The organism is Rhodanobacter sp. B2A1Ga4 (genome assembly GCF_018101315.1).
GTDB classification, from domain to species: Bacteria; Pseudomonadota; Gammaproteobacteria; order Xanthomonadales; family Rhodanobacteraceae; genus Rhodanobacter; species Rhodanobacter thiooxydans_A.
This window is the reverse complement of sequence record NZ_JADBJR010000001.1, coordinates 97459-123545: the sequence shown is the minus strand read 5'-3', so window position 1 is coordinate 123545 and position 26087 is coordinate 97459. Positions and strand designations below refer to the sequence as shown.

20 protein-coding genes are annotated in these 26087 nt (G+C 65.9%); 9 read left to right on the top strand and 11 right to left on the bottom strand.

Translation table 11 applies throughout. The annotated features are described in order from the left end of the window. Positions 1–104 precede the first annotated feature (104 nt). The 4 genes from IMW82_RS00575 to IMW82_RS00560 form a co-directional block, all read right to left on the bottom strand. On the bottom strand, positions 105–1580 hold the full coding sequence (locus tag IMW82_RS00575) for an MFS transporter (RefSeq protein ID WP_211003565.1): 1476 nt from the start codon (positions 1578–1580) through the stop codon (positions 105–107). A gap of 333 nt (positions 1581–1913) precedes the next feature. Continuing rightward, on the bottom strand, positions 1914–3068 hold the full coding sequence (locus IMW82_RS00570; RefSeq protein WP_211003564.1) for a serine hydrolase: 1155 nt from the start codon (positions 3066–3068) through the stop codon (positions 1914–1916). Between the two features lie 107 nt (positions 3069–3175). Beyond that, positions 3176–4093 (bottom strand): alpha/beta fold hydrolase, encoded by a 918-nt coding sequence (locus IMW82_RS00565; protein ID WP_211003563.1) that lies wholly within the window; start codon positions 4091–4093, stop codon positions 3176–3178. A 77-nt stretch (positions 4094–4170) separates the two neighbouring features. Further along, positions 4171–4341 carry a hypothetical protein gene (locus IMW82_RS00560; RefSeq protein WP_244754121.1) on the bottom strand — a complete coding sequence of 57 codons (171 nt, stop codon included), beginning with the start codon at positions 4339–4341 and terminating at the stop codon, positions 4171–4173. 131 nt (positions 4342–4472) lie between these two features. Between IMW82_RS00560 and IMW82_RS00555 the strand changes: the two genes are divergently transcribed. Further along, positions 4473–5978 (top strand): amidohydrolase family protein, encoded by a 1506-nt coding sequence (locus tag IMW82_RS00555; RefSeq protein ID WP_211003561.1) that lies wholly within the window; start codon positions 4473–4475, stop codon positions 5976–5978. A gap of 86 nt (positions 5979–6064) precedes the next feature. Here the strand turns inward: IMW82_RS00555 and IMW82_RS00550 are convergent, their stop codons facing one another. The 4 genes from IMW82_RS00550 to IMW82_RS00535 all read right to left on the bottom strand — a co-directional run bounded on the left by IMW82_RS00550 (position 6065) and on the right by IMW82_RS00535 (position 12694). After that, positions 6065–6595, bottom strand: coding sequence for a transposase (locus IMW82_RS00550; protein ID WP_345777108.1), 531 nt, complete (start codon positions 6593–6595; stop codon positions 6065–6067). Between the two features lie 389 nt (positions 6596–6984). Beyond that, complete coding sequence (locus IMW82_RS00545; RefSeq protein ID WP_211003560.1) at positions 6985–7461, bottom strand: TIR domain-containing protein; 477 nt, start codon at positions 7459–7461, stop codon at positions 6985–6987. Then, positions 7458–8888: an SIR2 family protein gene (locus tag IMW82_RS00540; RefSeq protein ID WP_211003559.1), complete on the bottom strand. Its 1431-nt coding sequence runs from the start codon at positions 8886–8888 to the stop codon at positions 7458–7460. The genes IMW82_RS00545 and IMW82_RS00540 overlap by 4 nt, the downstream gene beginning before the upstream one ends. A gap of 185 nt (positions 8889–9073) precedes the next feature. Next, complete coding sequence (locus IMW82_RS00535; RefSeq protein ID WP_211003558.1) at positions 9074–12694, bottom strand: methylmalonyl-CoA mutase family protein; 3621 nt, start codon at positions 12692–12694, stop codon at positions 9074–9076. Positions 12695–12968: 274 nt separating this feature from the next. Here IMW82_RS00535 and IMW82_RS00530 point away from each other — a divergent pair, with 274 nt between their 5' ends. Continuing rightward, a complete protein-coding gene (locus tag IMW82_RS00530) occupies positions 12969–13865 on the top strand; it encodes an energy transducer TonB (protein ID WP_244754120.1) in 897 nt (298 codons plus the stop codon). 79 nt (positions 13866–13944) lie between these two features. Here IMW82_RS00530 and IMW82_RS00525 read toward each other — a convergent pair whose 3' ends face one another. Together IMW82_RS00525 and IMW82_RS00520 are read right to left on the bottom strand one after the other, a co-directional pair. After that, positions 13945–14850 carry an alpha/beta hydrolase gene (locus IMW82_RS00525; protein WP_211003557.1) on the bottom strand — a complete coding sequence of 302 codons (906 nt, stop codon included), beginning with the start codon at positions 14848–14850 and terminating at the stop codon, positions 13945–13947. 10 nt (positions 14851–14860) lie between these two features. Continuing rightward, positions 14861–15463 (bottom strand): TetR/AcrR family transcriptional regulator, encoded by a 603-nt coding sequence (locus tag IMW82_RS00520; RefSeq protein ID WP_211003556.1) that lies wholly within the window; start codon positions 15461–15463, stop codon positions 14861–14863. Positions 15464–15570: 107 nt separating this feature from the next. Here IMW82_RS00520 and IMW82_RS00515 point away from each other — a divergent pair, with 107 nt between their 5' ends. The 5 genes from IMW82_RS00515 to IMW82_RS00495 all read left to right on the top strand — a co-directional run bounded on the left by IMW82_RS00515 (position 15571) and on the right by IMW82_RS00495 (position 21130). After that, entirely contained in the window at positions 15571–16368 is a 798-nt protein-coding gene (locus tag IMW82_RS00515; RefSeq protein ID WP_108471566.1) for a M48 family metallopeptidase, read from the top strand. A gap of 115 nt (positions 16369–16483) precedes the next feature. After that, a complete protein-coding gene (locus IMW82_RS00510) occupies positions 16484–16819 on the top strand; it encodes a YXWGXW repeat-containing protein (RefSeq protein WP_211003555.1) in 336 nt (111 codons plus the stop codon). A gap of 206 nt (positions 16820–17025) precedes the next feature. Next, positions 17026–18129 (top strand): Glu/Leu/Phe/Val dehydrogenase dimerization domain-containing protein, encoded by a 1104-nt coding sequence (locus IMW82_RS00505; protein ID WP_108471568.1) that lies wholly within the window; start codon positions 17026–17028, stop codon positions 18127–18129. Between the two features lie 129 nt (positions 18130–18258). Further along, a complete protein-coding gene (locus tag IMW82_RS00500) occupies positions 18259–19806 on the top strand; it encodes a phospholipase D family protein (protein WP_211003554.1) in 1548 nt (515 codons plus the stop codon). A gap of 166 nt (positions 19807–19972) precedes the next feature. Continuing rightward, positions 19973–21130, top strand: coding sequence for an isovaleryl-CoA dehydrogenase (locus tag IMW82_RS00495; RefSeq protein ID WP_211003553.1), 1158 nt, complete (start codon positions 19973–19975; stop codon positions 21128–21130). A 160-nt stretch (positions 21131–21290) separates the two neighbouring features. Here IMW82_RS00495 and IMW82_RS00490 read toward each other — a convergent pair whose 3' ends face one another. Beyond that, positions 21291–24149, bottom strand: coding sequence for a S8 family serine peptidase (locus IMW82_RS00490; protein ID WP_211003552.1), 2859 nt, complete (start codon positions 24147–24149; stop codon positions 21291–21293). Positions 24150–24377: 228 nt separating this feature from the next. On the opposite strand from IMW82_RS00490, the gene IMW82_RS00485 reads away from it, so the two are divergent. Both IMW82_RS00485 and IMW82_RS00480 read left to right on the top strand, forming a co-directional pair. Continuing rightward, positions 24378–25562 (top strand): acetyl-CoA C-acyltransferase, encoded by a 1185-nt coding sequence (locus tag IMW82_RS00485; protein WP_211003551.1) that lies wholly within the window; start codon positions 24378–24380, stop codon positions 25560–25562. 155 nt (positions 25563–25717) lie between these two features. Then, a complete protein-coding gene (locus IMW82_RS00480; protein ID WP_108471572.1) occupies positions 25718–26083 on the top strand; it encodes a hypothetical protein in 366 nt (121 codons plus the stop codon). The last annotated feature ends 4 nt before the right edge of the window (positions 26084–26087 follow it).

Below are 26087 nucleotides of genomic sequence, written 5' to 3'. Positions count from 1 at the left end.
GCGCGCCGGGGGCAAGCTCCCCAAAGGGCCCGCACAACCTGATCCCTTAGTTTCGGCGCGGCTGTACCGATCGGCGAAGCACACCCGAGCTGCCCCGCCCGCGCTCAGTCGTGCGCCTTGCGGCCCCTGGGCACGGTGAGGACGATCGAGACGATCGCCGCCACCACCATCAGCACGTTGAAACCCAGTGCCACGAAGGCGGCTTCGCGCACCGCCAGGTTGTCCTGGCGGCCGGCGAAGGTGATCACGCCTTCCAGCCAGTGCACGCCGCCGCGGTCGCCCGCCAGCGCGGTGAACACGGCGGCGGAGATCGCCACGCCGAAGGCGGCGCCCAGCGACGAGGCCATCTTGTAGATACCCGAGCCCGAACCGCCCTGCGCCGCCGGCAGGTTGGACAACGCCGCGTCGGTGGACGGCGTGGCGTAAAACGCCAGGCCCAGGCCGAACAGCGAGTAGCCGATCACCGCCAGCACCTCGTACTGCCCGAGCAGCAATTGCGTGGGCATCAGCAGCGCGATCGCCACGCCGGTGATCAGGCAACCCCAGATCATCGGCTTGCGCGGGCCAAAACGCTGCAGCAACTTCTCGCCCACGCGGATGAAGGCAATGATCGCGATCGCGTAGCCCAGCGTCAGCATGCCCGCCTGCTGCGCGTTCATGCCGCCGCCCAGCTGCACCAGCTGCAGCGAGACGATCAGCGTGCCGGCGGTGGCGTTGATCAGGAAATTGGAAATCGTGGCGCCGGTGTAGGTCGGGTTGCCAAACAACCGGAAGTCGAAGAACGCATTGGCCGAGCGCCGTTCGATCAGCACGAACAGCGCGCCGAAGACCAGCGTCGCCGCGATCAGCCCGAGCACCGACGGGCTGGCCCAGCCCAGCGTGTTGCCCTGGGTCACCAGCACCTGCAGTGCCAGCATCGCCACCATGAAGGCCAGCACCCCGGGCAGGTCGAACTTGTAGTCGCCGTGGGTCTCGGCCTTGTTCTCCGGCGTGCCGCGCATCAGCCACAGGCCGAGCGCACTGACCGCGATCGCCAGCCAGAAGATCGAGCGCCAGCCCAAATTTTGCGACATCAAGCCGCCGACCAGCGAGCACAGCCCGCCGCCGCCCCACGAGCCGATCGACCACAGCGACACCGCACGCTGGCGCGCGGCGCCATCCCAGTACGCCTTCACCAGCGCCAGGCTGGCCGGCATCACGCAGGCCGCCGACAAACCCTGCAGCGCGCGTCCCGCCAGCAGCACCGGCGCGGCCATCGCGCCGGTGGGCGTGATCGCCACCAGCAGCGAGCCGGCGATGCTCAGGTAAAAACCGATGCGGGTGATCCGCAACCGCCCGACCCGGTCGGCCAGCCCGCCCATGACCACGATGAAGATGCCCGAGAATAGCGAGGTCAGTGCCACCGCGATGTTCATGGTGGCCGCATTGATGCCCAGGTCGCGCTGCATGTCCGGCGCGATGTTGAGTGTGGTCTGGGCGAACAGCCAGAACGCGACCACGCCCATGATGATGCCGAACAGCAGGCGGTCGTTGCCCTGGAAGGGCGTGGATGGCTGGCCGGGCGCGGCGACGGTGTTCATGCGACTTCCTCGGGGTTCACAAGCCATCTTCGACGAACGCAGCAACGGGGCCGGGCTCACTTCTGCGCAGCCCCGAATGAGAACCCCGTAGTCGTTTACCGGCACCGTTCGGTGACCTCGCTGATTTTGTGCGTCCTGCGTGATCAGGAAGTGAACCTAGCCGTGTCTTGGGGCAAGGACGAACTGCCAGGCATCCGCATGCACCTCGAACAAGAGCAGGCGCCGGACGACGTCACCTTCCAGGCCATGATCGAAACGCCCCAGGCGACACGCTGCACGATCGGACACGACCCGAACCTGGACATGGCAAACGGAGCACGAGCCGCGCCCGGCTCACTCCCGCACCGAGTCCACCACGCCCTGCACCAGCCGGTTCACCGCAATGGCGGTGGTCAGCTGGTCGTACGCGCCAGCGGTGGTGACGATGGCGAGGTCCAGCGCCGGCAGCACGAACAGGCGTTGCCCGCCATTGCCAAACGCGGCATGCCAGGTGACCGACTGCCCGTGCCACCGCACGCTGCCGCTCCACCACTGCGAACCGTAGCGAAAATCGCTCACGCCCGTCGCCAGGTGCGACTGCATTGAACGATCGATCCATGCCGCGGGCACGAGCTGGCGCCCGTCCCATTGCCCATGCGCGAGCACCAGCTGCCCCAGCTTCAGCAGGTCGCGCGGGCGCAAGCGCAGTCCGTTGAAGGCCATCGGCCGACCGTGCAGGTCCTGGACCCAGGTCCAGTGCGTGATCGCCATGGGCGCGAACAGGCGCTGGCGCACATACGCATCGAGCGGCATGCCCGCGCCCCGCGTGATCAGGTCGGACAACACCGCGGTGCCGCCACCGTTGTAGTTGAATGTCGTACCGGGCGCATGGATGACCCGGCGGGAAAGCACGTAGCCCGGCACGTCCCGCTTCCAGAACAGGCGCAGTTCGTCGTCGTGTCCCGGCTCGCCCTCGCGCCAGTCGAGACCGCTGCTCATGTCGAGCAGGCCCTGTATGCGGATGGCACGCGATTCGGGCGAGGCGGTGCGTTCCAGGGCGGGGTACGAGGCCAGCACGCGGGCCGACGGAGCCGGCACGCGCCCCTCGCTGAGAGCGATGCCATAGAGCAGGCTGGTGATGCTTTTCCCCACTGACCGCACGTCGTGCAGCTGCTGCGGTCCGAAGCCGTGCCTGATCGAGACCAGCGCATACACCGAGCGGTCCATGCCGCCCTGATAGGACTCGCTGACCAGCCGCCCGTGGCGCTCCACCAGTACCGCATGCACGTCGAGCGGCTTATCCAGCACGCCGCCGATGGCCTGCTCCAACGCACGCGCGTCGAACCCTTCAGCCGCGGGCGACGAGACCGTCCATCCATCCTGCAGCGGCACCGGGACCGGTCCCTGGCGAGGCTCCACGGGCCGGAACCATGCCCACCACGCACTCGCCAGCGCCGCCAGCAGCACCACCACGAGCCCCACCCGACGGAGGCGACCTTCCTTGATCATGAATCCCGCTCACGCAAGCCCTCGGCAGGGCGATGCGCCATTCTTCCAGACGGCGGCCGCGGCGGATATGAGTAAAAAGATGCCGGGGACAATGTGGCCGGGCAGCCCTAGTTCGGCAACCCCGCCAGCCACGCCAGCACCGTCTTCGACAGTTCGAGGCGCTGGTCGGAATAGGCGTGGTCGGTCGGCAGGTGCTTGGTGCTCACGCGGGTGTCGCCCGCCTTGCGCAAGGCAGCGGCGAAGGCGTTGTTCTCCGCGGCGAGGCCATCGTCCGAGGTGACCACCAGCACGCTGCGGTTCTTCAGGGCGTCGACCCTGGACTGGAACGACCAGTCGGCGCCATGCTGCAGCAACTCGCGGGCGAGGCCGTCCGGGGTGCAGCCGGCCAGCGGCGCCATGCCTTCGTCGGCCAGCCCCTCGCTGGCGCGGGCGATCGCCTGGTGTTCGCCCTGCGTGGCCCGCAGCGATTGCAAGCGTCCGCCGAGGTCGGCGGCGGAAATCGTGGCGAAGGCCTTGATCGCCGGATCGCCGGCCGCCGCTTCCACCGCCATGAAACCGCCCATGCTGTGGCCGATCAGCACGATGCGGTTCGGGTCCAGCCGCAGCTTGCCAGCGACGCCGGGCTGGCGCAGGTAGGCCAGCGCCGCCGCGGTGTCCTCGATGCCGTGCGCGAAGGAAAAATCGCCCGGCGTACCCCAGGAACCGCGGTAGTTGAAATACAGCACGTCCCAGCCTGCGCGACGCATATCCTGCGCCAGGTCGAGGTTGCGCTCGTTGCCGGGGAACCCGTGCAGGAGGATCACCGCCGGATGCGGCCCGGCGCCGGCGGCCACGTAGACCAGCGCATTCATCAGCTTGCCGTGGCTGGGGATCTGCATCGTCTGCATCTCCGCCCGGTCGCCCCCCTTGGCGGCGGTGACGATGGACGTGTCCGCCGCCGGCTGCGCGTGGAGCCGCGCGGGCGCCAGGCCGAGCATGCCGGCGAGGACGAGCAGGAGGGCAGTAGCGGTCGCAGCACGATGCATGGCGGTTCTCCCCAGGTTGCCGCCGAGCGCCGCTGCGCCCTTAGCACGGTTGGCGGATTGTAGGGAATAAAAAGGTGTCAGGGACAATTTGAAGGTTTGGACGGGCGGCCGATCGGTCGGACTGCGACGAACCGGCCCGTCCGGGCCTCGACCCATGCGCGGAACCGATCGGATCCCAACGCCTTCTGCTGTTGCAGATGGCGGCGGATCTCCGCCACCAGCGCATCGGGCAGCACGCCCTCGAACAAGGCTCGATCTGTCGTCCCGCTCCTCATCCATCGTCAGGCATTGTCCCAGGCGCCTTTTCCCCGCGGTGCTACAGTGACAGGCGGAACCAGGGTCCGGATGTTCAAGCAGCCACGCTGATGGGAGGGGAGCCATGCGACGTACGACAGCGCTTGCGGCAGCCTTGTTGATCGGTGCGGGCGTGGCTGGCGCCGCGACCCTCGATCTCGCACCCATCGTGTTGCCGCAGGCCACGGCACCGGGAAAAGCCCTGCAGCCGTATGTCCGAACGGACGCGCCAGTGGTCGCGCTGTTGCACGTGCGCGTGATCGACGGCAGCGGCGCGCCCGCACGCGCGAACCAGACCCTGCTGATCGAGCACGGCAAGATCGCCGCGGTGGGCGCCGACGGCCTGGCGATACCCGCCGACGCCAAGCGCATCGATCTGTCCAGCCATACCGTGTTCCCGGGCCTGGTCGGCATGCACGACCACCTGTTCTACATCGCGCGGCCCAACCTCGGCGAGCAGGACGGCAAGCTGCACAGCGATCCGCCGCTGATCGTGCCGGAGATGGTGTTCTCCGCGCCGCGGCTCTACCTCGCCATGGGCGTCACCACCTTGCGCACCACAGGCAGCGTCGAGCCGTACACCGACCTCAACCTCAAGCACGACATCGACAAGGGCGAGCTGCCTGGCCCGCACATGGATGTGACCGGGCCGTACCTGGAAGGCGCGGGTTCGTACTTCATCCAGATGCACCCCATCCGCGATCCCGAGGACGCGAAGGAAACCGTGGCGTTCTGGGCAAAGCAGGGCGTGACCTCGTTCAAGGCCTACATGAACATCACCCGTGCCGAACTGAAGGCCGCGGTGGACGAGGCGCACCGCCTAGGGCTGAAGATCACCGGCCACCTGTGCGCGGTCACCTACCGCGAGGCCGCCGAAGCCGGCATCGACGACCTCGAACACGGCTTCTTCGTCAACACCGAGCACGACCCCGGCAAGGCGCCGGACAAGTGCACCGACTCCGACGGCCTGGACACACTGCATGCGATGGACCCCGAGGGCAGCGACGCGAAAAGCCTGATCCGCGACCTCGTCGCGCACCACGTCGCCATCACCTCGACGTTGCCGGTGTTCGAGCAGATGGTGCCGCACCACGCGCCGTTGTGGCCGCAGGCGATGGCCACGCTCAGCCCGGAAGCGAAGCGCGACTACCTGTTTCTGCGCGCGCGCACCGACATGCTGCCGCCAGAGCAGGTGCAAAAGCGCAGCATCACGTTCCGCCACGGCATGGCGATGGAACGCGAGTTCGTCGCCGCGGGCGGCCTGTTGCTGGCCGGCCCCGACCCCACCGGCAACGGCGGCATCATCCCCGGCTTCGGCGACCTGCGTGAAGTGGAGCTGCTGGTCGAGGAAGGCTTCAGCCCGGAACAGGCGATCCACATCGCCAGTTACAACGGTGCGATGTATCTCGGCCTGCAGGATCGCATCGGCTCGATCGCCGCAGGCAAGGACGCCGACCTCGTCGTGGTGAAGGGCAATCCCTCGCAGCACATCGACGACATCGAACAGGTCGAAACCGTGTTCAAGGATGGCATCGGCTACGACTCGCAGGCACTACTGAAATCCGTGCAGGGGCGTTACGGCGAATATTGAGGTGGCCTTTCCTGACGATCGACCGAGACGCCACCCAGTAGTAAAAAGGTGTCATAAAAGGTGTCCATAAAAAGGCATAAAAGGCGTCAGGGACAATTTGAAGGTTTGGACGGACGGCCGATCGGTCGGACTGCGACGAACCGGCCCGTCCGGGCCTCGACCCATGCGCGGAACCGATCGGATCCCAGCGCCTTCTGCTGTTGCAGATGGCAGCGGATCTCCGTGACCAGTTCCTCGGGCAAGACATCCGCGAACAAGGCCCGGTAGGCCGACGCACGCGCCGCAGGGTCGGTGCCCAGCGCCAGGTATTCGGCATGCGGGGTCAGCAAGGGATCGGCCCGCTCGCCGACATGGGCAGCATGGCTCGACCACGGCCAGTCACCCGGCTGCGGCACCATCCACGCGCGCACCGGATTGAGCTCGATATAGCGGCTGCAAGCGAGGAAGTAACCGCCCGAGTCCACCAGGCTCGCCTTGTAGCGCCCTTCCCACAATGTTCCGGTGCGACCGTGCCGCCCATTGAACAAGTCCGCATAGTTCCGGGCGAAGGTGTGCATCAACCGCGACAGTGCGCCCGACGCGTCCGGCGTCAGCAGCAGGTGCACGTGGTTGCTCATCAGCACATAGGCGTGCAGCCTGCACCCGAAACGTTCGAGTGCGTGATGCAGGCATGCAGGTAGCGCTGGCGATCCAGGTCATCCAGGAAACAAGGCAACCGGTTGTTCCCCCGCTGCACCACATGCTGGGGAATGCCGGGGAGGTCGAAACGCGGAAGTCGAGCCATGCCCGACAGCGTCCCACCCCGCCCCGCCAACGACCATCAGCACAGTTCCAGCTACCGCCTCGTCCCAAGCCCCCAACCGCTGTCAGAAATTGTACCTGACACCTTTTTTCATAACCGCCATATTTCCATTCCCCCATGATGAATACCATATCTTCTAGCTCGATTAAAAGGCGCTAGATGCTGCTCGCTCGCTGCAAGTCACTTTGATTCACTTCCTATTTTTCACGTGCGCTGACGCTTGGCCGCTGCGATCCAGCTCCCGATGTTGTCATTGATATCGTTATAGGCATCTGACGATTTAGGGTCGTACACCAGGGGTTTAATTACGACGCCATTGTGGCTGAAGTTATAGGCATCAAATGGGTTCGGGCCTTTCGCGCTTGTCCCTTCATTCATGGACTTGATATTGTGAATGTGGATGCCGAATATCGGCTTATTTAGCTCCCACGCGCGCTTCATCTCATACTTAATCCATTTTCGACCGGCGGTCGCCGCACCGATGAGAACAATGACGACGTCCTTATCTTTCATGTTCTTTTCGATCCAAGCCTCCACACTGCTGTCCGTCTTCTTGAGGGTCTCCCAGACATTTTTATCGACCGGCTCATCCCCGGTGACTACCCCCATGTTCCGAATCATCTGGACGCGCATCACGTCATTGTCGAAGTGAAAGCTATAAAACACATTTGGCTTGCTCATTTGCCTATCCTTTCCATGAATTTCAAAATGATGCCAATCAATTTATCGGAGTCTTTACCTGCCGCCCCAAGTTCTTTGATCGACTCCGCCACCCACTCGCGTTGACCGTAGACACCATCTACATTGGCGAGCACATCATCAGCAAGATCTGCCGCGACGAATCCGGTGACCGCGAGAGGAAGTGGGACGACGCCCAATTCGCGAGCGATATCGTATTCAGCACGGACGCCCCCTGCTTTGACCACATTTCCATCTGTGAGCTTGTTACCGAAGAGAAAGATCGCAGTTCCGGCAAGGGAGATCATGCGCCGACGATACTTGTCCCACATGATCGGAAGATCTTCTCCGTTGCTTGCAAATTGTGGAAACGGACGCATAACTAGCTGGTCTTCACTATACTTTGCAGGCTCTCGATAGATGGTTTCTAGTGCACCATTGATTACGGCACTACCAACGCCCCATCCAAACCCCGTGATCACGCGATAGCCGTTCCGAACCAGCGCAGCTGAAAGACGATGTAGGAGAGCTTGGGCCTCCTGCATCGTCCAGTCACCGAACTCGTGCGCGCTCCCGGATATAAAGACCGTCTTCATCCGATAGCACTCTTCGATCGCAGTGAGAATGCGTGGAATGTCACTGTACTCGTCAACCTCTAGAGCGGTGATGCCATACCGGTGGAGGTCGTCGTTCCGAAGCTTCTCGCGACGAGTCCGGTAGTTCACAGACGCCTCGAGCTCACCCTTTTCAGCCACGACCTTGCGCACGAAGCAGTAGTGCTCGCGAGAGGGCTCCGCGGGCAGCCGACTCAAGACGTAATCGAGGTTGGGGTCGTTAAAACTAAAACCGATGAAGAGAAATGTCTTGGTAACCAGATCACCGCGAAGTGCCGTGATGAAGCCTTCGTGAGTCTTGTGATACTGCTCATATTGTGACTTGTAGAGAATCGCTTTCTTAGGGTCCGAGGCGTCTCCGTGCATCTTGTAAACGACAGCGTCTCGCCGTGGCCGCGTGTTGCTCAACTGATCCACATTGAACTTCACATCCGCAATGCGATAAGCCCGTTCGAGTGCCTTCTCGATGAGGTTGTCATAGTTGGTCGTCCACCATGTCGGGATCGGCAAGCGCGCAAGGATGCGGTGCGACTCGGTTTCTTCTGCTTGGTGGGAAAACTCTTCTATGATCTTTCGGACTAGGCCCGCCGGACCCTTTTTTAAGTTGTAGTGATACTGGGCAACTGCGATGAGGTCGTGCTCAAGCTGCAGGTCTAGTCCAAGTTCTTGCGCTATGTCACGGAGTAATTCGTTCCAGTCGACGTATCCTGCGCCACGAGACATGCCCGCACCCGCAAAAATGGCCCCGGTGCCATTGGCAAGTTGGCCAACGAAATCCTTGATGAACGCTTCAATTTCCTTGCTGAATCTTTCCAAGTCTTACTCCTGTCAGACACTCTCGTACAGGGCTATGGGTCGCCCTGCCAAATCCTCGAGCCAACCGCACCACGACAAAATCTAGCAGGAGCCCTATCTGCCCATGGTGCGAGTGATGTAACTCCGCTCACACACTCAAAAAAGCGACTGCCTTCGATCGTCGGATTCATCGCGCACTTGATGACCTACATATTCCTCCGATACTCCCCCCCAACCTCGTAAAGCGCATGGCTAATCTGCCCCAACGAGTTGTACTTAACAGCCTCCATCAACCGCTCAAACACATTCCCCCGCTCCCGCGCCGTGTCCTGCAGCGTCCGCAAGCTCCCCGGCACCAGCGCGTTCCGCGCCTCACCATACATCTTCACGTGCGCAATCTGCGCCCCCTTCTCCTCCTCCGTCGACCGAATCAACTCGATCTCGGTGGCAATCTCCCCGCCATGATCCTTCGGCAGGAACGTATTCACGCCGATCAACGGCAACGAGCCATCGTGCTTCTTGTGCTCGTAATACATCGACTCTTCCTGGATCTTGCCGCGCTGGTACATAGTGTCCATCGCCCCAAGCACCCCGCCCCGCTCGCTGATCGCCTCGAACTCCTTGTACACCGCTTCCTCGACCAGGTCGGTCAGCGTGTCGACCACGTAGCTGCCCTGCCACGGGTTCTCGTTGAAGTTGAGGCCGAGCTCCTTGTTGATGATCATCTGGATCGCCACGGCGCGGCGCACGCTTTCCTCGGTGGGCGTGGTGATCGCTTCGTCGTAGGCGTTGGTGTGCAGGGAGTTGCAGTTGTCGAACAGCGCGTACATCGCCTGCAGCGTGGTGCGGATGTCGTTGAACTGGATCTCCTGCGCGTGCAGCGAGCGGCCTGAAGTCTGGATGTGGTACTTCATCATCTGGCTGCGCGCGCTGGCGCCGTAGCGCTCGCGCATGGCGCGGGCCCAGATGCGGCGGGCGACGCGGCCGATCACGGTGTATTCCGGGTCCATGCCGTTGGAGAAGAAGAAGCTCAGGTTGGGCGCGAAGTCGTCCACCTTCATGCCGCGGGCGAGGTAGTACTCGACGATGGTGAAGCCGTTGGAGAGGGTGAAGGCGAGCTGGCTGATCGGGTTGGCGCCGGCTTCGGCGATGTGATAACCGCTGATGCTGACCGAGTAGAAATTGCGCACCTTGTGGTCGACGAAGTACTGCTGGATGTCGCCCATCATGCGTAGCGCGAATTCGGTGGAGAAGATGCAGGTGTTCTGCGCCTGGTCTTCCTTCAGGATGTCGGCCTGCACGGTGCCGCGCACCTGGGTCAGGGTTTCGGTCTTGATGCGCGCGTAGGTTTCGGCATCGACCAGTTCGTCGCCGGCGACGCCGAGCAGGCCTAGCCCTAAGCCGTCGTTGCCCTTGGGCAGGTCGCCCAGGTATTGCGGGCGCTGGCGGCCTTCGTAGAGCTTGGCGATTTTCTTTTCCGCGGCCGCCCAGCGAGCGTCGTCGGCCTTGAGGTATTTCTCCACGTTCTGGTCGATGGCGGTGTTCATGAACATCGCCAGGATCATCGGCGCGGGGCCGTTGATGGTCATCGACACCGAGGTGCTGGGCGCGCTCAAGTCGAAGCCGGAGTACAGCTTCTTCATGTCGTCGAGCGTGGCGATGTTGACGCCGGAGTTGCCGATCTTGCCGTAGATGTCCGGGCGCGGCGCAGGGTCTTCGCCGTACAGGGTGACCGAGTCGAACGCGGTGGACAGGCGCGTGGCGGCGCCGCCCTGACTCAGGTAATGGAAGCGGCGGTTGGTCCGCTCGGGCGTGCCTTCGCCGGCGAACATGCGGGTGGGGTCTTCGCCGCTGCGGCGGTACGGGTAGACGCCGCCGGTGTACGGGTAGTGGCCGGGCAGGTTTTCCTTGCCGAGGAAGGTGACGAGTTCGCCCCAGTCCTTCGACTTCGGCGGGGAGACTTTCGGGATTTTCTGGTGGCTCAGCGATTCGCGGTAGTTGTCGACGCGGATGACCTTGTCGCGGACCTTGTATTCGTTGACGTCGGCGGTGACCGAGGCGAACAGCGCCGGCCATTCGCGCAGCTGGTGGATGGCCTCGTGGGTGAGTTCCTTCAGCGCGGCGTTGTAGCGCTGGCGCAGCAGCAGGAGGCTGCGGTCCACTCCGTGCTCGTCATTCCGGCGCAGGCCGAAATCGCTCTTTTGCTGGTCGTTCGCAGGTGATGCGATCCCGGTCTGCGCCGGGATGACGGACTGGGAGGTTGGCGGCATTTGCAGATCGGCGCTGCGGTACAGCTCCAGCGGCCGCGGCAGCTTGTCGTCGCCCAGTTCCTTCAGCGACTCGTAGTAGTGCTGCGCCTTGCTGGCGTATTCGGCCTGGGTCTCGATGCCCTTGTTGATGGCGCGGCCCTGCTCGGCGATCTCGGCGAGGTAGCGCACGCGGCTGCCTGGGATGAGCACGGTGGCGCGGGGTTCCTTGAGGGTGGTGTCGAGCTGCGGGGTCCAGTTACATCCGGCTTCGGCTGGGGCTACCCCACCCTGCCCTCCCCTGGAAGGGGAGGGTTCAACAGCGCCGAGATGCAACTTCTCGCGCATCAGGCGGCACAGGTTGGTGAACATCCAGGTCACGCCCGGATCGTTGAACTGGCTGGCGATGGTCGGGTAGACCGGCACGTCCTCGTCTTTCACGCCGAACGCGGTGTGGTTGCGCTTCCACTGCTTTCGCACGTCGCGCAGCGCGTCTTCGGCGCCGCGCTTGTCGAACTTGTTGAGCACCACCAGGTCGGCGAAGTCGATCATGTCGATCTTCTCCAGCTGGCTGGCGGCGCCGTAGTCGCTGGTCATCACGTAGACCGGGAAGTCGACCAGGTCGACGATCTCCGAATCGCTCTGGCCGATGCCGGCGGTCTCGACGATCACCAGGTCGTACGGCTGGCTCTTCAGGAAGTCGATGCAGTCGTGCAGCACCACGCTGGTGGCGGCGTGCTGGCGGCGGGTGGCCATCGAGCGCATGTAGACGCGGTGGCTGCGCAGCGAGTTCATGCGGATGCGGTCGCCCAGCAGCGCGCCACCGGAACGGCGGCGCGTGGGGTCGACCGCGAGCACGGCGATGCGCATCCCGGGGAAGGCGTGCAGGAAGCGCAGCAGCAGTTCGTCCACCACCGACGACTTGCCGGCGCCGCCGGTGCCGGTGAGGCCGAGCACGGGCGTGTGCTTGCCGGCCAGCTTCCACTGCTTGCGCTGGTGGTCGAGTTCGGTGTCGCCGAGCTTGCCCTCCTCGATCGCCGAGAGCATGTGGCCGATCGAGATCTCGTCGTCGATGTCGACCTTGGGCAGCGTGTGGGTTTCGGACTCCGCGCGTTTCGCGGCGGCGCTGCCGGCGCGCTGCATCACGTCCTCGATCATCTCCACCAGGCCGAGCTTCATGCCGTCGTTGGGGTGGTAAATGCGCTCGACGCCGTAGGCCTGCAGCTCGCGGATTTCTTCCGGCGTGATGGTGCCGCCACCGCCGCCGAACACGCGCACGTGGCCGGCGCCGCGCTCGCGCAGCATGTCGACCATGTACTTGAAGTACTCGACGTGGCCGCCCTGGTAGGACGACAGAGCGATCGCGTCGGCGTCTTCCTGCAGCGCGGCGCGTACCACGTCTTCCACCGAGCGGTTGTGGCCCAGGTGGATCACCTCCGCGCCCTGCGACTGGATGATCCGCCGCATGATGTTGATCGCCGCGTCGTGGCCATCGAATAGGCTGGCCGCGGTGACGAAACGCAGTGGGGTGGTTTCCGTCTGCGGGGCGCTGGCGGGGACGTGCTTGGCGGGGGAACTCATGGCAACTCCGGACATCGGTGCTTGAACCCCGTGATTCTAGTGGGAATCGGCATCAAGAGCTTGTTGCGACGCGCTTACCGGGAGGCATGGCCCCGAAGCCCCGGACGAAGTCCGCTGCGCAGGATCGTGTTCCGCGGGTAACTGTTTGACCGCATACTGGGCGCCAGCAAGGGGACACATGACGCACTGGAATGGACGGCCGCCGATCCCGGGATCGCGCTGTCGAAAGGGCAAGGTCTGACGCATGGCGGATGGAAGCCGACTCGATCGACTCATGCCGGCCGCGCCGAACGGCATCAACTTCAACGCAACTTCAAGGACAGCACGCATGAAGAAGGTCATATTCGCCGCATGCCTCGCCATGGCCACGCTGGCCGCCCAGGCCAGTTCCCGTCAGGACGTCGAATCTTCCGCCGTCGTCAGCGGAACCATCGTGCTGGCCAAGGACGGCACGGTGCAGACTGCCGTCATCGACGATGGGGCCAGGTACGGGCAGCCCATCGCGGACATGGTGCGCAAGGCCGCGTTGCAGTGGCGCTTCCAACCCGTGCTGCGCCATGACGAACCCGTGGTCGCCAAGAGCAGCATGCATGTCCGGGTGGTGCTCAGGAAAATGCCTGACGGCAACTACAATGCGCGCATCAAGGGCGCCACGTTCGGCGACAGCCGCACGGACTCCACCGACTCGCTGCGCGATATCGAAAGCCGCAAGAAAATTCCGCCGCAATATCCCCAGCGCGCGATCCAGGCCCGCGTGCAGGGAACGGTGTACCTGGCGCTGCGCGTGGACCGCAGCGGCCACGTGGTCGAAGCCGTCGCCGAGCAGGTCAACCTCGGCAGCATCGGCCCGGACAGCCTACTCGAGCAATACCGCAAGATCCTGGCCGAATCGGCCCTCAGGGCGGCGCGCCAGTGGAACTACGCGATCCCCACGACAGGCCCGCTGGCACGGCAGGACAGCTGGACGGCGCATGTTCCGATCAACTACACCTTGAACGAGCTGGGTGCGCCCAAGCCCGATCGCACCTGGGTGAGCTACGTCCCCGGGCCTTACGTGCCAGCCCCCTGGGTCGACAAGCCCGACATCAACGCGGCCGATGCCCTCGCCGACGATACCGTGCGGACCGACGGCGCAGGCCCGACCCTGCTCTCCCCGTTCAACCACGGCTGAGTTGCTGCAGCGCCCGCCGACGGGCGGGCGCATCGGCATGTGCGGCAGCGCGCCCACTGGCCGGAGGTGAATGCCTGGCTCAGGCCACGCCGTATGGCAGGTTTGGCGAACCGACCACGCGCTCGCCCACCAGCTCGCCGCGCATGAAGGCGAGCGCGGCGTCGATCACCTCGGGTGCATCGAGCACGCGCCGATGGCCCAGGCCCTGCGTGGTGTACAGGCGCGCGCCGGGCCAGAGCCGGGCGTAGCGTTCACCTTCGGCCCACGGCACGTCGGCGTCCTCCAGGTCGTGCACGATCAGCGCGGGCTGGCCCAGCGCGGGCAGCCGGCGTTCCACTCGCAGCTCGTCGATGTGCATGCCGGTGCGTCGATGCAGCCATGCGTAGAACGGTTCGCGCAGGTAGCCGGCCAGGTGTACGAAGCGGAAGAAGCGCCCTGCCGCCGCATTCATGTCGGCGGCCGGCGCCACCAGAATCAGCCGCCCGGCCTGCCAGTGTTCGTCCTGCGCAAGGGCGAGCGCGGCACCGCCGAGCGAATGGCCAATCGCCAGCGCGGCATTGCCGTAGTGCGCGCCGACCGCGCGGATCGTGGCGATGAACTCCGGCAGGGTGCACAGCCTGCCGCTGCTGTGGCCGTGGCCGGGCTGGTCGAACGTCACCACGGCGAATCCCTGCGCGCGCAGCTGCGCCACCCACGGCAGGAAGCGCAGGCCGAAGCTGGACCAGCCGTGCGCCAGCAGCGCGTAGGGTTGGGTCGACGGATTGCCCCAGACGTAGGTGGCGACGGTTTCGCCGTCGACCTGCAACGCGCCGCGCTGCATGTCCGCGTCGCCCTGCGCTGCCTGCGCGCGGCTGCGGCTGCTGGCGAACGGGGTGGCGAACAGGCGCGCGGCGCGGTTTGCCGTGCGCTGCGGCGCGAGCCGGCCGCCCAGCACGAAGCCGGTGCGTACGGTGGTGAGCTTGAGTCGGTCGATCATGGTGGACATGGGTGTTGTCTCAGGGTTGCCAGCTGCGCCACAGGCGCTCAAAGGCCGCGCGGGTACGCTGGCCGGCTTCGTCGAATCCGAACAGCCCGGCGTCGTGGTGCAGGCCAAGCATCAGCGCATAGATCTCGAAGGAGAGCTGGGCGACGTCGGTGTCGGCACGCAGTTCGCCCAGCCCGACCGCCTGCGTGATCGCCTTCTGCAACTCGTCGCGCCAGCCGGCCTGCTGCTGCACCACGCCGTCGTGCAGCGCCCCATCGCGGCCGTCGTACTCGCTGGCGGCGGACAGCAGCACGCAGCCGCTCTGGTGCTCGCGGCCCCATTCGAACCAGTTCGCCACGATCGCGCGCAGCCGCGGCAGGCCGCGCGGCTGCTTCAACGCGGGCAGCAGCACCTGGGTCAGGAAGCGCTGGCGACCGGTATCGAGCACGGCCAGTTGCAGGTCTTCGCGCGAGCCGAAATGGGCGAACACGCCGCTCTTGGACATGCCCACGTCCGCCGCCAGGCCACCGATCGACAGGCCTTCCAGCCCGTCGCGGCGGGCCAGCGCGTAGGCGTGGTCGAGGATGGTGTCGCGCGTGGCTGCGCGCTTGCCGGGGTGAGTGGCGATCGTCATGGTACCGAAAATAGCACGACCGTTCGTTCTATATCAAACGCGAGCTCACGCGGTCTCGGCAAACCCAACGGGTATGCTCTGCCACTGCAAGCCAAGGAGGATCCCGCATGAACATCCGCAACCTGACCATCCCGCTCGCCACCGCCCTGCTGGCCGCCTGCGTCACCTCGCCGACCGGCCGCTCGCAGCTGATGATGGTGTCGGACAGCCAGATGAGCCAGATGGGCCTGAGCGCATTCAACGACATGCGCAAGCAGGGCAAGTTCGTGGACGCGCCGCGCGAACGCGCCTACGCCACCTGCGTGGCCAACGCGCTGATCGCGGTGCTGCCGCCGCCGTGGAACACCCAGCAATGGGAGGTGCAGATCATCGGCGACGACACGGCCAACGCGTTCGCCCTGCCCGGCGGCCGGATCGGCGTGAACCGGGGCATGTTCAAGGTCGCCACCGACCAGGACCAGCTGGCGGTGGTGCTGGGCCACGAGTTGTCGCACGTGGTCTCGCGCCACGGCGCGGAGCGGGTGTCGGACAACATGGCGACCCAGGCCGCGGTAGCCGCCGGCACGATCTACGCCGGTTCGCGCGGCAGCGATGCGGGCAACGCCGCGGCGCTGCTCGGCGTGGGCGCGCAGGTAGGCATCCTGCTGCCGTTCTCGCGTACCCAGGAAAGCGAGGCGGATACGCTGGGCCAGCGCTACATGGCGCAGGCCGGTTTCGATCCGCGCGCGGCGGTGACGCTGTGGGACAAGATGGGCGCGCAGGGCGGCAGCAAGCCGCCGGCGTTCCTGTCCACCCACCCCTCGTCGGGCAACCGCGCGCAGGCGCTGGACCGGCAGGCACAGCAACTGCTGCCGGTGTACCAGCAGGCGCGGGCCAGCGGCCACGCGCCAAACTGCCGGATGTAGGCCGACCCGGACGTAATCGCCCGCTGAACGAGGGGCGGCACGCCGTCAACTGCGCGCGCAGCCCCCTCGTTTTCCGTCCTGCCTGCCGCAGTTCGCGGCGCTGACGGAGAACACGATGACCCGCACCCCTCTCAAGCTGGCCCTGTTGGCCGGACTCGGCCTGACATTCGCCGGCGCCCTGTACGCGCCGCCCGCCGCGGCGCGCACCCAGGTGGCGGTCGGCATCGACATCGGCGTGGCCCCGCCGCCGCCCCGTTTCGAGCGGCTGCCGCCGGCGCGGCGCGGTTATGCGTGGGCGCCCGGCTACTGGCGCTGGGATGGTTATGCTCATCGCCACGTATGGGTCGGCGGCTCCTGGGTCAGGGTGCATCCGGGCCGCCACTATCGGCCGGCGCATTGGGTGCATCACGGCCACCAGTGGCGCTTCCGGCCCGGTTACTGGGGTCGTTGAGCACTCCGTACGCCGCTGGCTTGTTGCGTCGCGTCACCAACTGCGGGAGCGACGTATTAAACTTGACGCTTTGATTCATCGCCCCGACCCCGGTCGGGGCGATGAGTTTCAGGCGTTTTCACACCCTCCGGCGGATTCCCGCGATCTCTTCCGCCACCCTCTTGCAGATGCCCACCGGCACCGTAAATCATGGAGTCACTGTTCCAATGATCTTTGAAACCATCGCCAACACGGGTCACGAAGAAGTCGTCTTCTGCCACAACAAGGACGCCGGCCTGAAGGCCATCATCGCGATCCACAACACGGTGCTGGGCCCCGCGCTCGGCGGTCTGCGCATGTGGCCGTACAAGACCGAGCAGGAAGCGGTGAACGACGTGCTGCGCCTGTCGCGCGGCATGACGTTCAAGAACGCGGTGGCCGGCCTGAACCTGGGCGGCGGCAAGGCAGTGATCATCGGTGATCCGAGCAAGGATAAGTCCGAGGCGCTGTTCCGCGCGTTCGGCCGCTTCGTCAATTCGCTCAACGGCCGCTACATCACCGCCGAGGACGTCGGCATCGACGTCAACGACATGGAATACGTGTTCCGCGAGACCGAGTACGTCACCGGCGTGCACCAGGTGCACGGCGGCTCCGGCGACCCGTCGCCGTTCACCGCCTACGGCTCGCTGCAGGGCCTGATGGCCGCCCTGCAGTTCAAGCACGGCAACGAGGACGTGGGCAAGTACAGCTACGCGGTGCAGGGCTGCGGCCACGTCGGCGGCGAGTTCATCAAGCTGCTGCGCGAACAGGGCGCCAAGGTGTTCGTCACCGACATCAACAAGGAAGCGGTGCAGCGCTGCGTGGACGAGCTGGGCTGCGAGGCGGTGGGCCTGGACGAGATCTACGACGTCGACGCCGACGTGTATTCGCCGTGCGCGCTGGGCGGTACCGTCAACGAGCAGACCATCGACCGCATCAAGGCCAAGATCATCTGCGGCCCGGCCAACAACCAGCTGGCCACCGATGCGATCGGCGACGAGCTGCAGCGCCGCGGCGTGCTGTACGCGCCGGACTACGCGGTCAATGCCGGCGGCGTGATGAACGTGTCGCTGGAGATCGACGGCTACAACCGCGAGCGCGCGATGCGCATGATGCGCACGATCTACTACAACCTGGGGCGCATCTTCGAGATCTCGAAGACCGAGAACATCCCGACCTACCGGGCCGCCGACCGCCTGGCCGAGGAGCGCATCAACGCGATCGGCAAGCTGAAGCTGTCGCACATGGGCAACGGCGGCACCCGCTTCCAGGGTCGCATGCGCGGCCAGTAAGCCGTGCCGTTACGGGCATGCCGGCTTTTGCCCGGCTACACGAAGGCCTGCCGCCACCCGCGGCAGGCCTTTGCTTATGCGGGGCAGTAATCGAATAATCGGGCGTCGGAGGTGCCACGGGTGCGCACGATGATGATCTGGCTGGGCTGGGGGTTATTCGCGCTGGTGTTGCTGGTGATCAGCGGGCTGCTGCTGGCCGACCGCCTGACCCCGCGTGCCACCGGCGTGCCCAGCACCGCGTTGCCGCCGCAGCCCGCGCAGACCCCGATCGACCGCGAGCTGGCCCCGTACCTGGCCGCGCACCCGGGCGAGACGGCGGCCACCCTGCTGCCCGAAGGCCTGGATGCGTTCGCCGCGCGCGCCGCCTCCGCACGTCTGGCCGGGCGCAGCCTCGACCTGCAGTACTACATGTGGCACGACGACCTGGTCGGTCACCTGCTGGCGCGCGAGGTGTACGCCGCGGCCGAGCGCGGCGTGCGCGTGCGCCTGCTGCTGGACGACATCAACACCAAGGGACTGGACCCGGCGCTGCTGGCGCTGGACGCACACCCGAACATCGAGGTGCGGCTGTACAACCCGTTCCGCAACCGCAGCGGCGTGTGGCGATTGCTGGAGATGGTGCAGCGCTTCTTCAGCGTCAACCACCGCATGCACAACAAGGCGTGGATCGCCGACGGCCGGGTCGCACTGGTCGGCGGCCGCAACATCGGCAACGAGTATTTCGACGCCGACCGCAGCGTGAATTTCCGCGACCTGGACATGCTGCTGCTCGGCCCGGCGGTAGCCGACGCCAGCGCGATCTTTGACGATTTCTGGAACTCCCGCGCCGCCGTGCCGATCGAGGCGCTGAACCCGCAGACACCGCAGCGCCTGCACCAACTGATGGCCGGCTTCACCCACGAATCCAGCGGGCCGGAGGCGCGGGTCTACCTGAGCCGGGTCGCCGCCTCGCCCTCGGCGCAGCGCCTGGTCAACCACGACCTGTCGCCGCACTGGAGCACGAACATCACGGTGGCGTCCGACCCGCCGCTGAAGACAAAGTCTGCCGACCGCAGCGATTGGCTGCAGCCGCGGCTGGCCACCCACCTGGGCGGCGTGCACGGCGAGGTGCTGCTGATCTCGCCCTACTTCGTTCCCGGCAGGAAAGGCACGGCGACCCTGCTGGGGCTGGTACGCGGCGGCACCCGCGTCGGCGTGGTCACCAACTCGCTGGCCGCGAACGACGTGCCCGCCGTGCACAGCGGCTACGAGCGCTACCGCAGGCAGTTGCTGAATGGCGGCGTGAGCCTGTTCGAGATCCGCCGCCACGGCCCGGTCACCACCCACGGCCTGTTCGGCAGCAGTGGCGCCAGCCTGCACACCAAGGCGTTCGTGATCGACGGCACGCGCGGCTTCGTCGGCTCGTTCAACCTCGACCCGCGCTCGGCCAACCTCAATACCGAGATGGGCGTGTTGTTCGACGACCCCGGCCTGGCCCGCGACCTGCGCCAGGAATACCTGCGGCTGGCCGCGCCGGCGCTGAGCTACCAGCTCCGCCGCGGCGCGGACGGCTCGCCGCAGTGGCTGGACCACACCACGCAGCCGCCGCAGGTGCTCGAACACGAGCCCGACACCGGCTGGTGGCAGCGTGCGGTCACCCGCGTGATCAGCTGGCTGCCGATCGAGTCGCAGCTGTAGCGTTTTTACAGGGCGGACACTGGCCGCCACCCGACGCCGGTGCACGCGCCAGAAGCGAGGGACAATGTCCGGGCTGCAAAAGCCGGGCGTTCCAGACACCTGCGACTCACCGGCGCTGCCGGGCAACGTAGGCTAAAATCGCCGGCCTGCATCCAAGGAGTTCGCCATGCGTCCGTTTCCGCTCGGAGAAGACATCGACCTGCTGCGCGAGTCCGTGCATGTGTTTGCGGAAAAGGAGATCGCCCCGCGCGCGGACAAGATCGACCGCGACAACCTGTTCCCGGCCGACCTGTGGCGCAAGTTCGGCGAGATGGGCCTGCTTGGCGTGACGGTTGCCGAGGCATACGGCGGCAGCGGCATGGGCTTCCTGGCGCACATGGTGGCGATGGAGGAGATCTCGCGCGCGTCCGGCTCGGTCGGCCTGTCCTACGGTGCGCATTCCAACCTGTGCGTCAACAACATCTTCCACAACGGCAACGAAGCGCAGAAACAGAAGTACCTGCCGAAGCTGTGCAGCGGCGAACACGTCGGCGCTCTGGCGATGAGCGAGCCGGGCGCCGGTTCCGACGTGGTCGGCTCGATGAGCTGCAAGGCCGAGCTGCGCGGCGACGTGTGGGTCGCCAACGGCAACAAGATGTGGATCACCAACGGGCCCGACGCCGACGTGCTGCTGGTCTACATGCGCACCGCGCCGCGCACCGCCGGCAGCCGCTGCATGACCGCCTTCATCGTCGAGAAGGGCATGAAGGGTTTTTCCACCGCGCAGAAGCTGGACAAGCTGGGCATGCGCGGCTCGAACACCTGCGAGCTGGTGTTCGACAACTGCGAGATCCCCGCCGCGAACATCGTCGGCGAAGTCAACGAAGGCGTGCGTGTGCTGATGAACGGGCTGGACACCGAGCGACTGGTGCTGTCCGGCGGCCCGATCGGCCTGATGCAGGCGGCGATCGACATCACCCTGCCCTACGTGCGCGAGCGCAAGCAGTTCAACGCGCCGATCGGCACCTTCGAGATCATGCAGGCGAAGGTCGCCGACATGTACACCGCGCTGCAGAGCTCGCGCGGGTTTGCCTACATGGTGGCGCAGCAGTTCGACAGCGGCGTCAAGTCGCGCATCGATCCGGCCGCCTGCCTGCTCAACGCCTCGGTCAACGCGGTGAAGGTGGCATTGGAGGCGATCCAGTCGCTCGGCGGCAACGGCTACATCAACGAGTTCCCCGCGGGCCGGCTGCTGCGCGACGCCAAGCTGTACGAGATCGGCGCCGGCACCAACGAGATCCGCCGCATGCTGATTGGCCGCGAGCTGTTCCACGGCAAGGCTTGAGTTACATACACCGACAAAGGCATCGGCGCCGGCACATCGAACCGAATTCCGCCGCATGCTGATCGGCCGCGAGCTGTTCCACGGCAAGGCGTAATTTCGCCACATCGGAAAACAAAAGGCCCGCACCATGCGGGCCTTTCGTTTGTGTGCACCGATATGCTCAGAACGCCCAGCTGAAACTGGCGCTGGCCATCTGCGCCTGCCGGCCCTGGCCGAGATAACGGTCGTAGCCGAACTGCAGGCTGGCGCGCGGCGTCATCTTCCAGTCCAGCGTGGTGCCGAGCATGCCGCCGTAACGCGACAGGCCGATGCCGCCCACGGGAGCGAACTGGTTGATGCCACTGAAACTGGCATCGAACACGTCGCCGCGCAGGCCGAACGATTGCTGCCACAGCATGCGTCCCTGCAGGCTGAGGCTGCCGCCACCGGCCAGCGCCCATTCGTGGCTGGCACGCAGGCCCGTGCCGGCCTGCCAGCGCGCCGTGCTCTGCGCCGCCGATTTCAGGCCAAAACCGTAGGCGCCCAGCTCGTCGAAACCATCGCGCCGGATCTGCGCGTACTGCAGGTTCATGTACGGGGTGAGCTGCGTGCGGCCCAAGGCGAAGCGGTAACCGCTTTCGCCATAGGCCACGCCATAGCGGCCATGGACGTCGCTGGCGACCCCGGCGAACTGGTTGCCCAGTTGCAACTGGCGACGCATGGTTTCCCGATAGTTGCCGACGCCGAAGCGGCCCATGGCGTACCACGAACCATGCACCATGCCGCCGTAAAGCATGCCTTCCAGCGCGCGGCTGCGGCCCTGGTCTGCGCTTTCGGCCAACCGCCCCAAGCCCTGGCTCTGGCTGAGCGCATAGCCGGCGATGCCATTGCTGCCGACGCGCAGGTCCTGCCCCACCAATGCACCGCTGAGGTCGTAGCCGACGTGCCCGTAGCCGCTGCGTGACATGCCGCCGTGATAACCAAGGCCCTGCGTCCAGGCACCGGCCTGTGGTGCATCGAGCAGGCGGTCGAAACGGTCGGACAGTGCCCGCGTACCGGCGTCGATCGCCTCGAAGGTCATCGCCGCGCTGGCCGCGTGCAACTGGCCGGATAGGCTTTCCAGCGAACGCTGCATGACATCGGTGGACACCGCGTGCTGCAGACTTGCGGCGCCGGCGACAAAGCCCGCGCCGGTGGGTGTGCCGCCGGCGACACCCTGCAACTGGCTATTGATCTGCTGGAACGCGCTCTGCGTGCGCAGCGCGGCGCCGAAGCTGGCGGCGGTGTACGGCAGGCCCTGGATCTGGCTCAGGTTCACCTGCTGCACGTCGAGCCAGGCGCTGCTGGCGTCGTAACCCAGCGTAGCGGTCAGCGCCACGCTGGGCGCCGCGCTCAGCGCCGAAAAAGTGCCCGTCAAACCACCATAAGCGGACAACACCGTCGTATGCGAGTTGAGCGTGTAATTGGCATTGGCGCCGTACACGTAAAGATCGCCGCCGGACAAGGTGGCCGTGCCGTTCACGTACAGCTGCGAGCCCAGCGATACCGCCATTCGCCCGTTGCCCTGCTGCACGTAGTTGCCACTCAGATGGACGTCGCCCTGGCTCACCACCAGCACGCCGGCATTGGTCACGTCGTTGTAGACCGAGAAGCCGGTGGGATTCAGCTGCGTGGAAGCGGACATCAGCGTGCCCGCCGCGCCAATCTCCACCGGGCTGTGCAACCCCGCCACGGCGAGCGTGCCGCCCTGCACCTGGGTGAGGCCGGTATAGCTGCTTTCGCCGCCCCAGAGGTTCAGCCGGCCCGACCCCTGCTTGATCAACCCGCCGGCACCGGAGATCGGATTGCTCCAGGTCGAGGTACCGCTGAAATTCACAGTGACATCGCCCCAGTCGAACTTTGCCGGCCCCTGGACTGCCGCGAACACGTCCAGGGCTCCGTAGCCGAACGTGGGGTCGGGACCGGGCGCGCCGAGATCGCGCGCGGTGCCGAGCAGGGTCTGCCGCACCAGGTCGTTGCTGAAATACGGAAAAGCCTGCCACACCAGCGCTGCCGCGCCCGACACCTCCGGCGCCGCGAATGAGGTACCGCTGACGACCCAGTAGGTGGGGTTGGTGGTGCTGGCCGTGGTGTCCTTGTCCAGCACGATCACGTCACCCGGCGCGGCCAGGCAATAGTTCATGGTCCGCCCGCAGGCGTTGGAATAGCTCGCCAGCTGGGTGGGATGGTTGCTGTCCAGCGCCACCGCGACCAGCCAACCCTGGTCCAGCCCCAAGCCCGGCGCCACCGTGGGCAGGCTGGCGATGTCGCTGGGACTGGTGCGTGATTCGTTGCCCGCCGCGAACACCACCAAGCCGCCATGCTGCACCACGAACGGCTGGTAGGCCTGGCCGAAGGCCTGGTTGATCGAGGCGTTGGTGGTGTCCCAGTAGATGCCGCCCCAGGAGTTGTTCATCACCTGCACGCCGGCACTGATCAGGGCCGGGTTGAGCGTCTGTGCGAAGAAGGCCGCGTCGGCGGCGGTCACCGCGTTGCCCTGGCCGGAACCGTCATCCTTCGGTGTGACGTCGCTGATGATGCGTGCCGAGACCAGGCTGGCACCGGGCGCGATGCCACCGGGAAACTTGTCGAACGCCCGGCCGGCGGCGATCTCCGACACCCAGGTGCCGTGGCCGACCACGTCGTCGATGGACGTGTTGTTGGTCGTGGGGTCAACGTAGATCAGTTCCTGCGTGACCCGCCCGGTCACGGTGGGATTGCTGCGCATGATGCCGCTGTCGACCACGCCGATGGTCACGCCGGCGCCGGTGTAGCCCAGGCTTTGCGCGGCGTTGGCCCGGGTGATCGAGAGCTGGGCATCCAGCGGTGGTTGGGTACTGGGCGGCGGTGAGGGTGGTGGCGCCGGCGGCGGGGAAGACGGCACCGCTGGCGGCGGCGTGGGCTTGCTGCCGCCGCCCCCGCCGCAGGCACTCAGCCCCAGTGCCATGGCCACCAACCAAGCCATTTCGCGACGTCGCCAACCCGAGTCGAGCATTTTCATTCCTACCCCTGACCACACCATCCGATCCCATGCAGCGATGGCGCGATGGATACGCCGCCGCTTGCCCCGACGCGTATCTTGGCACAACGAAAATCCAATGAAACAGGGTGCAAATCCAGGCGCCGCAAGGACTTGCGGCTGTTTGCCGAGCTTTGCGGCAGGCTGCGATAATTGTGCGGTTGTCTGTCAGGCGTTCGCGCCCCTCAAGTCTTGCAAGCGGAGTTACCCATGTCGGATGTCAGCGTCGTCATCGTCGGTGCCAAGCGCACCGCCATCGGCTCCTTCCTCGGCCAGTTCACCGGCGTCCCCACCCCGAAGCTCGGCGCCACTGCGATCCGCGCCGCGCTGGAGCAGTCCGGGGTCGCCCCGGCCGACGTCGGCGAGGTGATCATGGGTTGCGTGCTGCCGGCCAACCTCGGCCAGGCGCCGGCGCGCCAGGCGTCGCTGGGCGCCGACCTGCCGGCCGGCACCGGCTGTACCACCATCAACAAGGTGTGCGGCTCGGGCATGAAGGCGATCATGCTGGGCCATGACCTGATCAAGGCCGGCTCGGCGAGCGTGGTGGTGGCCGGCGGCATGGAGTCGATGACCAACGCGCCGCACATGGTGCAGGCGCGCACCGGCATCCGCTACGGCGACGGCCAGCTGGTCGACCACATGGCCTGGGACGGCCTGACCAACCCGTACGACGGCAAGGCGATGGGTGTGTTCGGCGAGCTGTGCGCCGACAAGTACCACTTCACCCGCGAAGCGCAGGACGCGTTCGCGATCGAGTCGGTCAACCGGGCCAAGGCCGCGCAGCAGAACGGCGCGTTCGCCGGCGAGATCGTGCCGGTGACAGTCAGCGGCCGCAAGGGCGACGTGGTGGTCGACACCGACGAGCAGCCCGGCCGTTCCGACATCGCGAAGATCCCCTCGCTGAAGCCGGCCTTCCGCAAGGAGAACGGCACGATCACCGCGGCCAGCTCGTCCAGCATCTCCGACGGTGCCGCCGCCGTGGTGCTGCTGTCGGCCGACGATGCGAACAAGCGCGGCCTGAAACCGCTGGCGCGCATCGTGGCGCACGCCACCCACTCGCAGGAACCGGAGTGGTTCACCACCGCGCCGGTCGGCGCGATCCAGAAGGTCCTGGACAAGGCCGGCTGGAAGGTGGGCGAGGTCGACCTGTTCGAGATCAACGAGGCGTTCGCGGTGGTCGCAATGACCCCGATGAAGGAACTCGGCATCCCGCACGACAAGCTCAACGTCAACGGCGGCGCCTGCGCGCTGGGCCACCCGATCGGCGCCAGCGGCGCCCGCCTGGTGGTGACCTTGTTGAACGCGCTGAAGACGCGCGGCCTCAAGCGCGGTGTCGCGTCCCTGTGCATCGGCGGCGGCGAGGCAACGGCAATCGCCGTGGAGCGCGTCGACTGACGCCGATCCATGACCAGCAGGTGATATCCACATGACGGCCGGATAAATCGGTTTTTAATACGCACTGAAGCACCACGACAAAAATGTGGCGCAATTAACGCGAAAGCGCTATTAATACACGGCCAAACGGCATTCCACGGCAAAGGAGATCCACCATGAAATTTACGCGTACCCTACTCGCCGCCGCGCTCGTCGCGCTGTTGGCGGCATGCAGCAACGGCGCGCAGGATTCCGCGCAAGAAGCCCAGAAGTCGGCCGACACCGCTCAGCAAGCTGCCGATACCGCGCAGAAGGCTGCTGAGGCTCCGGCTCCGGCTGCTGCTCCGGCTTCTACCGCCGCGGCTCCGGCTGCTGCTCCGGCGTCCACCGCTGCGGCTCCGGCTGCTGCCGGCACCGCCGCCCCGAGCGCTGCTGACAGCATGAAGAGCGCTGCCAGCAACGCCGCTGACGCCGCCGGCAAAGCTGCCGCCGCCGCCAAGGACGCTGCTGCCGCCGCCAAGGACGCCACGAAGGGTCATTGATCCT